Here is a 14,817-nt window from a genome sequence, read left to right on the forward strand (position 1 = left end):
ACTAGCGATGAACATTCCTGAATGCCGCGCCGTGATAACCGGGGCCAGTGGTGGAATTGGCCAGGCACTGGTCGCCGAACTGCTGCGCGACGGTGCCCACCTGCTGCTGGTTGGCCGCCAGCCCGAACCCCTGCAAGCGCTGGCCGAGGCCCATGCCGGCAAAGTCACGCTGGTGACTGCGGACATCCGCGAACGCAGCGGCCGTGAAGCCGTGGTCGCCGCCGCTCAGCGCTTTGGCGGCATCAACACGCTGATCAATGCTGCGGGGGTCAATCACTTCGGCCTGCTGGAGCAGCATGATGAAAGCGCCATCGCCGAGCTGATCGAACTCAACGTAACCGCCACCTTGCAGCTGACTCACCGCCTGCTGCCACTGCTGCGGCAACAGGGCCGAGCCCTGGTGGTCAACCTGGGCTCGACGTTCGGCTCCATCGGTTACCCCGGCTTCACGGCCTACTGCGCCAGCAAATTTGCCCTGCGCGGGTTTTCAGAAGCGCTGCGCCGCGAGTTGGCCGACACCCTGGTCAAGGTTCTCTACTTCGCCCCACGCGCCACTCAAACCCGCATGAACGGCGCCCAGGTGGTGGCCATGAATGACGAGCTGAACGTCGCCATGGACGACCCACACAACGTTGCTCTGCAATTGCTGGCAGCCATACGCCGTGAGGAAGAGGAGCGCTACCTGGGCTGGCCGGAGAAACTCTTCGTGCGCCTCAACAGCCTGCTGCCGCGCCTGGTCGATCAGGCCCTGCGTAAACAACTGCCCATCATCCAGCGCTTTGCGCGCAGCAAACCTTAAAAGGACACACCCCATGACGCTTTTCCGCACCGCCGCCTGCACCCTGCTCTGCCTCATCAGCCTGCCCAGTTTCGCCTTGAGCGAACAAGGCCAGGCGCAGCTGCAAAGCCTGCAAGACCGCTGGGCCGAGATCAATTATCAGCTGCCCCAGGAACAGCGCGAGAAAGCCTTCGCCAGCCTCAGCGAGCAGGCGCAAAAAGCCGTCGCCGCCGAGCCTAACGCCGCCGAACTGCAGATCTGGAACGGCATCATTCTCAGCACCTACGCCGGCGCCAAAGGCGGCCTGGGGGCGCTGGGCCTGGTCAAGGAAGCCAAGGCCAGCCTGGAGCAGGGCCTGGCGCTCGACCCCAAGGCGCTGTCCGGCTCGGCCTACACCAGCCTCGGCAGCCTGTACTACCAGGTGCCTGGCTGGCCGGTAGGCTTTGGCGATGACGAAAAGGCCGAAGCCATGCTCAAGCAGGCCTTGGCGATCAACCCGGACGGCATTGATCCCAACTATTTTTACGCGGACTATCTGACCCGCGCCAAACGCTACGCTGAGGCTAAAGTGGCACTGGAAAAAGCCTTGCAAGCGCCTGCACGGCCTAATCGCCTGTCTGCCGACGCCGGGCGCAAAGCGGAAATTCAGGCGCTGCTGGCCAAGGTCAACGCCGAATTGGAGTAATCTCGCCCACGCGAGTTTGGATAGAACACACCGGGAATCACTGCATGCGCATTCTGCTGGTCGAAGACGACAACGCCCTGGGCGAAGGTATTCGCACCGCCCTCAAACCCGAGGGGTACACCGTCGACTGGGTACAGGATGGCAGCAGTGCGCTGCATGCCCTGACCAGCGAGAGTTTTGAACTGGCGATCCTCGACCTGGGCCTGCCACGCATGGACGGCCTGCAGGTGCTCAAGCACCTGCGCGCGGCCGCCAACCCGGTGCCCGTGCTGGTACTGACCGCCCGTGACTCCACCAGTGATCGCATCGCCGGGCTGGATGCCGGCGCCGACGATTACTTGGTCAAACCCTTTGATGTAGCTGAACTCAAAGCCCGCCTGCGCGCCCTGCTGCGGCGTAGCTTCAACCGTCCGCAGCCGGCGCTGGAATACCGTGGCATTAGTCTTGACCCGGTCAGCCAGGCCGTCAGCTATCAAGGCCAGCCGGTCAATCTGCCGCGCAAGGAGTTTCTCCTGCTGCACGAACTGCTCGCCCAGCCGGGCCGGGTGATGACCCGCGACAAGCTGCAACAGGCGCTCTATGGCTGGGACGAAGAGTTGGAGAGCAACGCCCTGGAAGTGCACGTGCACCACCTGCGCAAAAAATTCTTTCCCGAGCTGATCCGCACCGTGCGCGGCGTCGGCTACCTGGTGGATAAATAACATGCCGAAGGTGTTGCGCTCGATCCGTGCGCGTTTGCTTGTCCTGCTGCTGTCACTGTTGAGCGTCGCCCTGGGGCTGATCAGTCACAAGATCTACAGCGATGCCAGCCATGAAGTGGAAGAGCTGTTCGACGCCCAACTGGCGCAGACCTCACGCGTGCTCATGGGCCTGGTGCGTCATGAGCTGTCCGCCGACTCGCGCCGCGACCTGCAGACTGCGCTGGATGAAGCCCTGCTGCTGAAAAACAGCCCGCGTAACCTCGACGGCCTGCTCGGGCACAGCTACGAAAGCAAGCTGGCCTTCCAGATGCTTAACGACAACGGCGAGCTGGTGTTCCAATCCGCCAGCGCCCCGAAAGGCCTGCTGATGGAGATGATCGCCCAGCTCGGCCTCAACCTGCCGGCCGACTCACAACCGATCAGTGAACGCCTCAATCGTCTAGCCAAGTACCTCAGCGGCTATCACACCCTGACCTTGGGCGAGCACCGCTGGCGGGTGTTTGTGCTGCACGACAACGTCGATCACCACTGGGTGCTGGTGGGTGAGCGTGAAGACGTTCGCGGCGAACTGTCTGGCAAGATTGCCCGGCGCACCCTGCAACCGCTGCTGATCGGTTTGCCGCTGCTGGCTTTGCTGCTCTGGCTGGCCGTGGGCTTTGGCTTGCGCCCACTGCAGCGCATGGCCGAATCGATCAAGGCCCGCGCCCCTGACAACCTCGCGCCGCTGACTTTTGGCCCGTTGCCACACGAGCTGGAGCCCATGGGCGCCTCGCTCAACCGTTTGCTGATGCAGGTCAACCACCTGCTGGACCAGGAAAAACGCTTTATCGCTGATGCGGCCCACGAGTTGCGCACCCCCTTGGCAGTGCTGCGTATTCACGCCCAGAACGCCCTCGACGCGCCTGACCCGCAAGACCGTAACGATGCCCTGCGCCAGCTCGGCAGCGGTGTCGAACGTGCCACTCGGGTGGTGGCTCAACTGCTGACCCTGGCGCGCCTGGAACCCAATGTGGCGCAACTGGCCATGCGCGAGCTGGACCTGCTCGGGTTTGTGCGCAACGAGCTGGCAGAGCTGATTCCACTGGCGCTGGAGCGTCATCAGGAACTTGACCTGGATGCCCTCGAGCCAGCGGACTATCAGTTGCTGGCGGATGGCCCAAGCCTCGGCACCCTGCTGCAAAACCTGATCAGCAATGCCGTGCAATACACCCCTGACGGGGGCCGTATCCGGGTTCAGCTAGAGGCTCAGGCAGATGCCATCGTGCTGCGCGTGCAGGACAGCGGACCCGGCGTCGCGCAGGTGCAGCGGGAAAAACTCTTCGAACGGTTCTATCGCCTTGGCGCCGGCCAGGGCGCTGGCCTTGGGCTGTCCATCGTGTTGCGCGTGGTGGAACTGCACCGCGCCAGCATCAGCCTGGGCGACTCCCTCCTCGGCGGCCTGGAAGTCGCGGTGCGCCTCCCCAGACGACGCTAGCGCGTAATGCCTCGGCGCTGCGCCCGCTCTTCGCGGCGGGCCTGTTGCTGCACGTCGGCGAGCACTTCCTGCACGTAGTCGATGTGCCGGTTGGACAGCGCACGGGCGTCCTCGGCACGGCCTTCGATAATGGCCTGGAACAAGGCGCGATGCTGCTCAATCAGCATGTCGCGGGTTTCATCACGCTGGGCATACATGCCGCCGATGTTGGTCACCACGTTGCGCTTGAGCAGGTCGAACAGCCCACGAATGGTGTGCAGCAGCACGGCGTTATGGCTGGCCTCGGCAATCGCCAAATGGAAGTTGGCATCGGCGGCACCCTCTTCGGCGCGGGTCACCTTGCCACTGCGGCTATAGCAATCCTGCAGCGCAGCGAAGGCGTCAGTCAGGCGCTGGCGATCCAGTTCGGTGGCGCGCTGGGCAGCGTAAAACGCGCAGGAACCTTCCAGGGTGTGGCGAAACTCGAGCAGGTCGCGCTGCGCTTCGGGGTTGCTTTCCAGTAGGTGCAACAGTGGATCACTGAAAGTCGAGCCGAGGGTTTCCGCCACATAGTTGCCGCCGCCATGGCGGCTGACCAACAGGCCCTTGGCCGCCAGCTTCTGAATCGCTTCACGCAGCGACGGCCGGGAGACGCCGAACTGCTCGGCCAGTACCCGCTCCGCCGGCAGGCGTTCACCGGCCTTGAGCGTGCCTTCGAGGATCATGGTTTCCAGTTGGCTGACGATATCGTCCGACAAACGGCGCTGCCGCACCGATCCCACTTCCATAGCCCGCACTCCACTGGTTTGACCACCTGCTATGGGCCTTTGCGGCCCGCTGCCGGCAAGCCTATCGCCGCCATCACAGCCAAGCAAGACGCACCCTTACGACCAAAGTCGTAAGGCAGCTAATTGACAGGCTGGAGGCCGCACTTTTACCCTGACCGCGCAGTCTTGTAAATTGGTATTACCAATTAACCAAACTAAAACAATTCCAAGAATCCAACGAGGTGTCCCCATGCCGGCTCTATTGCTTATACCCGCCGCAACGCTGCATCACGATGCGCACCCGCATTCACCCATGCGCAACGCGCAGCGTTAAGGGGAGACCACCATGTCGACAGGTCTTCTTGCTCTACTGGCGTTCTCGCCCATCCTGCTCGCCGCTGTGCTGCTGATCGGCCTACGCTGGCCGGCCAAACATGCCATGCCCCTGGTCTACCTGCTGACCGCCGGTGTCGCACTGTACGCCTGGGACATGAGCTTTAACCGCGTGCTGGCCTCCACGGTGCAGGGGCTGCTGATCACCCTCGGTTTGCTGTGGATCATCTTCGGCGCGATTTTGCTGCTTAACACCCTCAAGCACTCCGGCGGTATCACGGCGATTCGCGCCGGCTTTGCCACCATCAGCCCGGATCGGCGCATTCAGGCGATCATCATCGCCTGGCTGTTCGGCTGCTTTATCGAGGGCGCGTCTGGCTTCGGCACGCCTGCGGCCATCGCCGCACCACTGCTGGTGGCCATCGGCTTCCCGGCCATGGCGGCGGTCATGCTCGGCATGCTGGTGCAGAGCACGCCGGTGTCCTTCGGCGCGGTGGGTACACCGATCATCGTCGGCATCAACACCGGTCTGGATAGCGCCACCATCGGCGCGCAGCTAGTTGAACAGGGTTCATCCTGGGCGCAGTTTCTGCAGCTGATCACCAGTGAAGTGGCGATCATCCACGCCATTGTCGGCACCGTGATGCCGCTGGTGATGGTGCTGATGCTGACGCGCTTCTTCGGCGCAGAGAAAAGCTGGAAGGCTGGATTTGAAGTGCTGCCATTCGCGATTTTCGCCGGCCTGGCCTTTACCGTGCCTTATGTGCTGACCGGAGTGTTCCTCGGGCCTGAGTTTCCGTCGCTGGCCGGTGGTCTGATTGGTTTGGCGATTGTCACCAGCGCTGCGCGCCTGGGCTTTCTGCTGCCAAAAACCACCTGGGACTTCGCCCCGGCGGACAAATGGCCAGCCGAGTGGTTGGGCACCGTGGAAATGAAGCTCGACCAACTCACCGCCAAACCGATGAGCGCCCTGCGCGCCTGGTTGCCCTATGTGCTGGTCGGAGTGCTGCTGGTGATCAGCCGGGTATTCCCCGAGGTCAGCGCCGCGTTGAAAGCGGTGATGCTGAACTTCCCCGACCTGCTCGGCGAAACCGGGATCAGCGCCAACTTCCAGCCGCTGTACCTGCCGGGCGGGATTCTGGTCACCGTGGTCATCGCCACCTTCTTCTTCCATGGCATGAAACTGCGCGAGCTGGGTACAGCGGTGAAAGAATCATCCAGCGTGCTGCTGAGCGCCGGCTTTGTGCTGCTGTTTACCGTGCCGATGGTGCGCATCCTGATCAACTCCGGGGTCAACGCCGCCGAGCTGTCGAGCATGCCGATCCTGATGGCGCGCTGGGTGGCTGACAGCGTGGGCGGTATCTATCCGCTGCTGGCGCCGAGCGTGGGTGCCCTGGGCGCCTTTATTGCCGGCTCCAACACCGTCAGCAACATGATGTTCAGCCAGTTCCAGTTCGGCGTGGCCAGCAGCCTGGGCATCTCCAGCGCGCTGGTGGTCGCGGTGCAAGCGATTGGCGCTGCAGCCGGCAATATGGTGGCGATCCACAACGTCGTCGCCGCCTCGGCTACGGTTGGCCTGCTGGGCCGCGAAGGCAGCATCCTGCGCAAGACCGTCTGGCCTACCCTGTACTACGTGCTGTTTACCGGCTTGATCGCATTGTTTGCCGTGTATGTGCTGGGCGTTAGCGACCCGCTGATGGCGAGCTGATACACGCCTGAATGCGCGCCGCTTGGGCGGCGCGCATTGACGTTTCGCTGCAACCCTTTTTCCTGCTTGGGTGATTCCATGATCATTTCTGCCTCCACCGACTACCGCGCCGCCGCGCAACGCCGGCTGCCGCCGTTTCTGTTTCACTACATCGACGGCGGTGCCTATGCCGAGCACACGCTCAAGCGCAACGTCTCCGACCTGGCGGACATTGCCCTGCGCCAGCGCGTGCTGCGCAATATGTCGGAACTGAGCCTGGAAACCCGCCTGTTCAATGAGACCCTGAGCATGCCGGTGGCCCTGGCCCCGGTCGGCTTAACCGGCATGTACGCCCGCCGTGGTGAAGTGCAGGCTGCCAAGGCCGCCGCCGCCAAGGGCATTCCCTTTACCCTGTCCACCGTGTCGGTGTGCCCGATTGAAGAAGTCGCACCGGCCATCGACCGGCCGATGTGGTTTCAGTTGTATGTTCTGAAAGACCGCGGCTTTATGAAAAACGCTCTGGAGCGGGCCAAGGCCGCGGGCGTCACCACTCTGGTATTTACCGTGGATATGCCCGTACCCGGCGCCCGTTACCGCGATGCCCATTCCGGAATGAGCGGCCCGAATGCGCCCGTGCGGCGCATGCTGCAAGCCATGACCCACCCGCGCTGGGCCTGGGATGTCGGCCTGCTCGGCAAACCCCATGACCTCGGAAATATCTCCGCTTACCGGGGCAACCCCACCGGTCTGGCCGACTATATCGGCTGGCTGGGCAACAATTTCGATCCTTCGATCAGCTGGAAGGACCTGGAATGGATTCGCGAGCTCTGGGACGGCCCGATGGTGATCAAGGGCATCCTCGACCCGCAGGACGCCAAGGACGCGGTGAGCTTCGGCGCCGACGGCATCGTCGTGTCCAACCACGGCGGCCGCCAACTCGATGGCGTGATGTCCAGCGCCCGCGCCCTGCCGGCGATTGCCGATGCAGTGAAAGGTGAGCTGGCAATTCTCGCCGACTCCGGCATCCGCACCGGTCTGGACGTGGTGCGCATGATCGCCCTTGGCGCCGACACGGTGATGCTCGGCCGCGCCTTTATCTACGCCCTAGCCGCTGCCGGTGGCGCGGGGGTGAGCAACCTGCTGGACCTGATCGAGAAGGAAATGCGCGTGGCCATGGTGCTGACCGGGGCCAAGTCGATCAGCGAGATCACTGCCGACTCACTGGTGCGCGAACTGCACCACGCCGCATCCTGACTTTCGGAGCCTGCATGAGCCTGCCTGCCGCCTTTCTCACCGCCGTCGAACGCCTAATCCCTGCCGAGCGGCGCTTCGACGATCCGCTGTCGACCCTGGCCTTCGGCACCGATGCCAGCTTCTACCGGCTGATTCCCAAACTGGTGGTACGCGTCGAGGCGGAGCTGGAAGTGGTTGACCTACTCAAGCTGGCCAGCACCCATCAGGTGCCTGTGACCTTCCGCGCCGCCGGCACCAGCCTGTCCGGCCAGGCCATCAGCGACTCGGTGCTGATCGTGCTGGGCGACAACTGGAACGGTCGGGAAGTCCGTGGGCAGGGCAGCCAGATCCGCCTGCAACCGGGCGTAATTGGCGCTCAAGCGAATGCCGTACTGGCGCCCTTCCAACGCAAGATCGGCCCTGATCCGGCGTCGATCAACGCCTGCAAGATCGGTGGCATCGTTGCCAACAACGCCAGCGGCATGTGCTGCGGCACGGCGCACAACACCTACCACACCCTGGCTGGCATCCGCCTGGTGCTGGCCGATGGCACGGTGCTGGACACCGAAGATCCTCTCAGCGTCACACGTTTTTTCGCCACCCACGCCGACCTGCTGGCACAGCTGAACGAGCTGGGCAAACAGACCCGCGCGAATAGCGCGCTGGCGGCCAAGATCCGCCACAAGTACCGGTTGAAGAACACCACCGGCCTGTCCTTGAATGCACTGGTGGACTTCGACCAGCCGCTGGATATCCTCAGCCACCTACTGGTCGGCTCAGAAGGCACGCTGGGCTTTATCAGCGCAGTGACCTACAACACCGTGCCCGACCACCCGCACAAAGCCAGCGCCTTGTTGGTGTTCCCCGATGTGGAGAGCTGCTGCCGTGCGGTGACGGTGCTCAAGCAGCAGCCGGTGTCCGCCGTGGAGTTGCTGGATCGCCGCAGCCTGCGCTCGGTGCAGAACAAGCCCGGCATGCCGGAATGGGTCAAGGGCTTGTCCGACAGCGCCTGCGCGTTGTTGATTGAATCGCGCGCCGCCAGCCAGAGCCTGCTGCATGAACAGCTGCAACTGATCATGGCGTCCATCGCTGACTTCCCGCTGGAAAAGCAGGTGGATTTCAGCGAAGACCCGGCCGTTTACAACCTGCTGTGGAAGATCCGCAAAGACACCTTCCCGGCCGTCGGTGCCGTGCGCCAGACAGGCACCACGGTGATTATCGAGGACGTGACCTTCCCCATCGAACAACTCGCCGAAGGCGTCAACCGCCTGCTCGCGCTGTTCGATAAACACGGTTACGACGAAGCGATCATTTTCGGCCATGCCCTGGAAGGCAACCTGCACTTTGTGTTTACCCAGGCCTTCGAAACGCCTGAGCAGATTGCCCGCTACTCGGCCTTTATGGACGACGTGGCGCAGCTGGTGGCCGTGGAATTTGGCGGCTCGTTGAAAGCCGAGCACGGCACCGGACGCAATATGGCGCCCTTTGTCGAGCTGGAGTGGGGCAATGACGCTTACCAGCTTATGTGGCAGATCAAGCGCCTGCTCGACCCCCAGGGCATCCTTAATCCGGATGTGATCCTCTCCGAAGATCGTGACATCCACCTGAAAAACCTCAAGCCGCTGCCGGCCGCCGACGACATCATCGACAAGTGCATCGAGTGCGGTTTCTGTGAGCCGGTCTGTCCATCGAAAGGGCTGACCCTGAGCCCACGCCAGCGCATCGTGATCTGGCGCGATATCCAGGCGAAAAAGCGCGCCGGCATCGACACCCGCGAGTTGGAAGCTGCCTACCAGTACCAGGGCATCGACACCTGTGCTGCCACCGGCCTGTGCGCCCAACGCTGCCCGGTGAGTATTAATACCGGCGATCTAGTGCGTCAACTGCGCTCCCGCGACGCTAAAAGCCCACGCAGTGCCGACTGGCTGGCGAATAACTTTCGCCGCGCCATGCAGGGTGCACGGGTGATGCTGCATGTGGCCAACGGTGCACGCATGCTGATGGGTGCACCGCTGCTTAGCCGCACCTCGGCGGCGCTTAGCAAGGCCAGCCAGGGTCGCGTGCCGCAGTGGACGCCAGCTATGCCGCAACCGGTGCAGCGCCTGCAACTGCCCAAGACGAATGATGATGCGCGGCCACGGGTGGTCTACCTGGCCGCCTGCGTATCCCGTGCCATGGGCCCGGCGGCCAGCGATAGCGAGCAAATGCCATTGCTCGACAAGACCCGCGCACTGCTGGAGAAAGGCGGCTTTCAGGTGGTGTTCCCGGATGAGCTGGACAACCTCTGCTGCGGCCAGCCGTTTGCTTCCAAGGGCTATGCCGAACAAGCCGAGCGCAAGAAGCAGGAGCTGATCGACGCCCTGCTCAAGGCCAGCCGTGGCGGCCTCGATCCGATCTACTGCGACACCAGCCCCTGCACCCTGCGGCTGATTCAGGACGGCCTAGACGCCAGATTGAAACTGCATGACCCGGTGAAATTTATCCGCGAGCAGTTACTCGACCGCCTGCACATCACCCCGCAGGACAAACCCGTCGCGGTGCATGTCACCTGCAGCACCCAGCACCTAGGCGAGGCACAAGGTTTAATCGATATCGTACGGCGCTGTACGTCAGAAGTGGTCATCCCGGAAGGCATTCACTGTTGCGGCTTTGCCGGCGACAAGGGCTTCACTACGCCCGAGCTGAACGATCACGCCTTGCGCAGCCTGAAGTCCGCCGTCCAGTACTGCGAGGAAGGCATCAGCACCAGTCGTACCTGCGAAATTGGCTTGAGCCAGCACGGAGGCATTGATTACCACGGGCTGGTATACCTGCTGGATAGGGTGAGCAGCGCCAGGGTTTGAGTGACCAGCGGCCCAGTCAATGAGTGAGGGTTTTCTATACTGAATACCCTACACACTCGCTGGAGCCACGCCATGCGCCGTCTTGCCACTTTCCTTGCTACCGCACTCCTCAGCACCTCGCTCTGGGCCATGCACTGCCCGGCGGATATGGCCAAGATTGATGGCCTGCTGAAAACTGACCCGCCGAGCGATGCCGCAGTACTCGCGCAAGTACAAAAGCTACGCGCCGAAGGCGAAACCCTGCACAAGGCCGGCAATCACGGCGAGTCGGTCAAGGTGCTGGGTGAGGCTTTGCAATTGCTCGAAGCCAGCGAATAGTCCGGGTAGCTCAACGCCTTCGGCAGAACTGCCGAAGGCACTTTTTAGAGCGCCTGCCCCAGAAGACTGAGCGCCACGCGGCGCACCTGAGCCAAGTCAATCGGTTTAGCCAAACAGGCTTGCGCACCGCGCCGACGAGCCTCGGCAAACACCGCCTCATCTGCCGCCGCACTGATCACCAACACTGGCACCGCCTGCAACCGCGGGTTGAGGCGCATGGCATCCAGCACCTGCATGCCGTTGCCATCGGGTAGATCCAGGTCCAGCAACAACAGGGTCGGCGTGCATTGCTCCAGCTCCGCCAGTGCCCGCTGCACCGAGCCAGCGCCACGTACCTCGGCAAATTCACGCAGGGCTTCCTGAACCACCTTGAGGCAGGCAGGGTGATCTTCCACGCACAGCACTTCGGCCAGCTGCCTGGGCTGCTCTGACACCGACTCCTCATCAGCCGCCGGTTGTGCCGCCGGAGCCGCGGCGCCGGGCAGGTCAATCCAGAAGCGACTGCCCACACCGGCACTGCTACTAAAGCCCATTTCACCGGCCATCAAAGCTGCCAGCTCGCGGCACAGCACCAAGCCAATTCCGGTGCCAGGAATGCTGGAGTTCTCCCGGCCCAAGCGCTGGAACGGCTGAAACAGATTGGCTTGCTGCTCGGCTGTCAGTCCTGTGCCGTTGTCCTCAACCCATAACCGCACGCAACTGGGACGCACCTCATAACCCATGCGGATCAGGCCCTGCGGGCTATTGTACTTGATCGCGTTGGACAGCAGGTTAAGCACTACCTGGCGCACCCGGCGCATATCCGCCTGCACATACAGGCCGGCGTCGGCGTCAGCCAGCACCTGCAGCTGTAACTGACGTTGCTGCACTTCAGGCTGCACCAGCTCAGCGCAACCGTGCAGCAGCGCGCCCACCTCCACAGACTCCAGCTTGAGTTGCTGACGGCGGCTTTCGATGCTCGACAGGTCGAGAATGTCATCCACCAGTGAAGTCAGGTGCCGACTGGCATTGACGATCTCACGGGCGTAATCGCTCTCCAGCTTGGCTTCGGGTTTGTCCTGCGCCTCCATCTCTATCAACTGACCAAAGCCATAAATCGCATTAAGCGGCGTACGCAACTCATGGCTCATGCTCGACAGAAAGCGACTCTTGGCCTGGCTGGCGGCCTGAGCGTCCAGGCTCGCGCGGCGCAGGTCCTCCTGCACCTGTTTAAGGCGGGTGATATCCACATGGGTGCCGGCCACGCGCAGGGCTCGGCCCTCGCTGTCACGCTCCAGCACCTTGCCGCGGCTCAGCAGCCAGACGTAATGGCCGTGGGCATCGGCGTAGCGGTATTCGGCCTCAAAACGGTCCTCGCCACTGCTGGCGAACAGTTGACGCAGGTGGCGAATACGCTCCAGATCATTGGAGTGCACACGCTGATTGAACTCACTGAAGGTGATGCTCGGCTGCGTGAGACCGAAGCGCTTGAGGAAGCGCTCACTCAGCGTGATGCTCATGCTGTGCGCTTCAACTTCCCAGAGGCTTTCCGTGGTGCTTTCCAGTACCAACTGAAGAATCCGCTGCGCTTCTAATCGCTGCACTTCACTGGCCTGCAGTTGCTCACCCGTCTGCTGCACCGCTGTGGCCATACTCATCAGTTCATCAATCTGGCTGGACGGCGCACTGGGCTGGTAATGGCCCTGCCCCAGCTCGCGCATCATCCCGACCACCCCATCCATCGGCTGCACCAACTGATCACTGAGCCGCCGTGAACGCACCCACATCAACGCGAAGAACAGCAGATAGAACAGCCCTAAACCGACAATCAGCAGGTAACCGATGTGCAGGTAACGCTCCGCCAGGCGATTGGTCTCACTGAAAATATTGGCCTCATCGACCACCAACAGCAGCTGCCAACCCGTTTGCGGAATCTCGCTCCAGGCAATCAACTGTTTGCGACCACCAAGTTCAACTTCCTGCACATTGCCCTGGCCTGCCGCCATGGCCTTCAGCAACGGCTGCATCTCGGTGCGTTTGGCCAAGTTAAAGTCTTCAGGCTTGAGCACTTCACGCCGCACCGCCTCGGCATAGGAGTACTCGGTCAGCTCGCGCAGGCCAAAATCCTCTTCGCCTGCGCGCGGCAAGGCCATGATGTTGTGATCGCGGCTGACCAGCATGGCGTAACCGTTCCAAGGCACATCCAGCTCACCGATTTCCGCGAGCATCTGCCCAACCGTGATATCCAGGCCCACAACCCCTTCGAGAAAATCATCGCGGTACACCGGCGCCACGGCCGACATCATCCAGCCCATGCCTGCCGGGTCGAGGTAAACGTCGGTCCAGGCCACCTTGCGCTCAGGATTGTGCTTGGCGTCAGCCAGGTAATAGAAGTTGTAATCGGGTATCACCATGTCATGGGGATACTGCTCGGGCGTCATAAAGAAGGGGTAAATGCGGTTGTAGCTGTCCCAGGTATTGAAATAGGCCGCTGCCACCCGTGGGTTGGCAGCCTGAATTGAGCGCATCAACGGGTCGAGCTGCGACAGGCGTAACGCCTTGGCGTGGTCCTGCTTGGCCAGCGGCGTGCTGTTGGCATAAAACGAGGCCGCGCGGCCATCATCGCTGCGGCTGTAGAACACTCCGCTGTCTGTCAGCGCATGCCGCTGACGCTCCAGCGCATCAGGTTCAAACGTGCGGTTATCCAGAGCATTGAGTGCCGCATCACGGAAAATCTGTACCTGCGCTTCAACTGAACGCAAACGGCCATCGATCACCTGACCTTCACGCACCACCGCGGCCGACAGGTCATCCAGTGCGCTCTGCTGCAAATGCTCAATTTGCGCATCGCGAATTGCGGCATTACTCAACAGGTACACCGTGATCAACACCGACTCGACCAGAATCAGCGGTATCAGGGCACTCTGCACAAAAGCGCGCCAGATCCACTGACGCAAAGGGTAACGCGACGCGCGCGGCATACGAGGGTCTCATCCTGAAGGCAAGGCGAATGTGCAGGATGCAATCATAGCCGGCAAGCACCCTAAACGTCCGCCAGGCAATTGCCGGGTCGACGCTGTGGAACCTTTGGCGTAAACTCACGTCCCAGTACCAGCAACACAAGTTTCGGGGCCGATTAGGATTCGACGCCGGTAGCGAAGCTCTAGGTGCATGCCGACTTGGTAACAGAAGTCGTAAATCCACTGTTGCAACTTTCTATAGTTGCCAATGACGAAAACTACGAGGGCTACGCTCTCGCTGCGTAAGCGGCGCGACTAGTCCTTCTGGTAGCTTCGGCTCCAGCGATCACTAGGGGATGCCTGTAAACCTGAAGTGATTGTCATGCAGAACAGGATCGCCGCGTAGTACGTTGTGGACAAAGCGGCTAAAACTTACACAACTCGTCCAAAGCACCCTGCCCGTCGGGCGGCTGCGGATTAACTCAATAGACACGGCTAAGCATGTAGTACCGAAAGTGGAGAACTGGCGGACGGGGGTTCAAATCCCCCCGGCTCCACCAATTTGAAACACCTTAAGCCCCTGATTTTCCTAGAGAAAGTCAGGGGTTTTTGCTTTCGACACTTATCGACTGTCCCGAAAGTGTCACTCTTCAATCAAGAGCTGCTGATTGAACGATCACTAGTGAGTGAGCAGGACGCGATGCCAGGAGGCGATTATTTATGTTCAGTGTGATGATTCTCGGCTTTTTCTGCCTGCTGCTAGGCATCGGCATTGGCATTTCCGCCTTTCTGGATATATCAAGCGGCTCCGTCCATATCCCCGGATACCGCGGCTCACCTTCGGCTTGGTACAGCGCGGAGCACAATCCCGAAGAGTTTGCATCAGCTATCCAGCTCAGCATTGGATTCGCCAGTGTTTCGGCCATCATTGGTCTGGTGCTGATCGCGGTCGCGGTCAGAATGGCATTCCCTAAGCGCAAACAGTACCGCGGGCTGATTTGACCATCGCAAGGAGGCAAAACTGACGAGCTACAGCGTTGGGTCGTTCGCTGACAGCCAGAGCTACATAGCATGAAGCCC

At 61.7% G+C, this 14,817-nt stretch carries 11 protein-coding genes and 1 other RNA gene; 10 read left to right on the forward strand and 2 right to left on the reverse strand.

Annotated features, from left to right (window positions below; genetic code table 11):
• Positions 1-7: 7 nt before the first annotated feature.
• Genes HCI85_RS12950 through HCI85_RS12965 form a run of 4 tightly spaced genes read left to right on the forward strand, consistent with a single transcriptional unit; the run spans position 8 to position 3,638 of the window.
• Positions 8-799 (forward strand): SDR family oxidoreductase, encoded by a 792-nt coding sequence (locus tag HCI85_RS12950; protein WP_167145034.1) that lies wholly within the window; start codon positions 8-10, stop codon positions 797-799.
• 13 nt (positions 800-812) lie between these two features.
• Entirely contained in the window at positions 813-1,463 is a 651-nt protein-coding gene (locus HCI85_RS12955) for a hypothetical protein (protein WP_167145036.1), read from the forward strand.
• Between the two features lie 44 nt (positions 1,464-1,507).
• Positions 1,508-2,164, forward strand: coding sequence for a response regulator (locus HCI85_RS12960; protein WP_167145038.1), 657 nt, complete (start codon positions 1,508-1,510; stop codon positions 2,162-2,164).
• Position 2,165: 1 nt separating this feature from the next.
• On the forward strand, positions 2,166-3,638 hold the full coding sequence (locus HCI85_RS12965) for a sensor histidine kinase (protein WP_167145040.1): 1,473 nt from the start codon (positions 2,166-2,168) through the stop codon (positions 3,636-3,638).
• Here the strand turns inward: HCI85_RS12965 and HCI85_RS12970 are convergent.
• Entirely contained in the window at positions 3,635-4,405 is a 771-nt protein-coding gene (locus tag HCI85_RS12970) for an FCD domain-containing protein (RefSeq protein WP_167145042.1), read from the reverse strand. The genes HCI85_RS12965 and HCI85_RS12970 overlap by 4 nt on opposite strands.
• A gap of 325 nt (positions 4,406-4,730) precedes the next feature.
• Here HCI85_RS12970 and HCI85_RS12975 point away from each other — a divergent pair, with 325 nt between their 5' ends.
• From HCI85_RS12975 to HCI85_RS12990, 4 genes are all read left to right on the forward strand, one after another.
• The gene (locus HCI85_RS12975) at positions 4,731-6,425 is read left to right on the forward strand and encodes an L-lactate permease (protein WP_167145044.1); all 1,695 of its coding nucleotides are present in this window, start codon (positions 4,731-4,733) and stop codon (positions 6,423-6,425) included.
• 78 nt (positions 6,426-6,503) lie between these two features.
• Positions 6,504-7,658 carry an FMN-dependent L-lactate dehydrogenase LldD gene (lldD, locus tag HCI85_RS12980; RefSeq protein ID WP_167145046.1) on the forward strand — a complete coding sequence of 385 codons (1,155 nt, stop codon included), beginning with the start codon at positions 6,504-6,506 and terminating at the stop codon, positions 7,656-7,658.
• 14 nt (positions 7,659-7,672) lie between these two features.
• Positions 7,673-10,480, forward strand: coding sequence for an FAD-binding and (Fe-S)-binding domain-containing protein (locus HCI85_RS12985; RefSeq protein ID WP_167145048.1), 2,808 nt, complete (start codon positions 7,673-7,675; stop codon positions 10,478-10,480).
• 72 nt (positions 10,481-10,552) lie between these two features.
• A complete protein-coding gene (locus HCI85_RS12990; protein WP_090255302.1) occupies positions 10,553-10,798 on the forward strand; it encodes a hypothetical protein in 246 nt (81 codons plus the stop codon).
• 44 nt (positions 10,799-10,842) lie between these two features.
• Here HCI85_RS12990 and HCI85_RS12995 read toward each other — a convergent pair whose 3' ends face one another.
• Positions 10,843-13,758, reverse strand: a complete 2,916-nt coding sequence (locus tag HCI85_RS12995; protein WP_167145050.1) for a hybrid sensor histidine kinase/response regulator — start codon at positions 13,756-13,758, stop codon at positions 10,843-10,845.
• 147 nt (positions 13,759-13,905) lie between these two features.
• Between HCI85_RS12995 and ssrA the strand changes: the two genes are divergently transcribed.
• Both ssrA and HCI85_RS13005 read left to right on the forward strand, forming a co-directional pair.
• Positions 13,906-14,297: a transfer-messenger RNA gene (gene ssrA / locus HCI85_RS13000) on the forward strand.
• 160 nt (positions 14,298-14,457) lie between these two features.
• Complete coding sequence (locus tag HCI85_RS13005; RefSeq protein ID WP_167145052.1) at positions 14,458-14,739, forward strand: hypothetical protein; 282 nt, start codon at positions 14,458-14,460, stop codon at positions 14,737-14,739.
• Positions 14,740-14,817 lie beyond the last annotated feature (78 nt).

Origin of the sequence: Pseudomonas sp. OTU750018 (assembly GCF_011636575.1) — a bacterium.
In the GTDB taxonomy this organism is placed as follows: Bacteria; Pseudomonadota; Gammaproteobacteria; order Pseudomonadales; family Pseudomonadaceae; genus Aquipseudomonas; species Aquipseudomonas peli.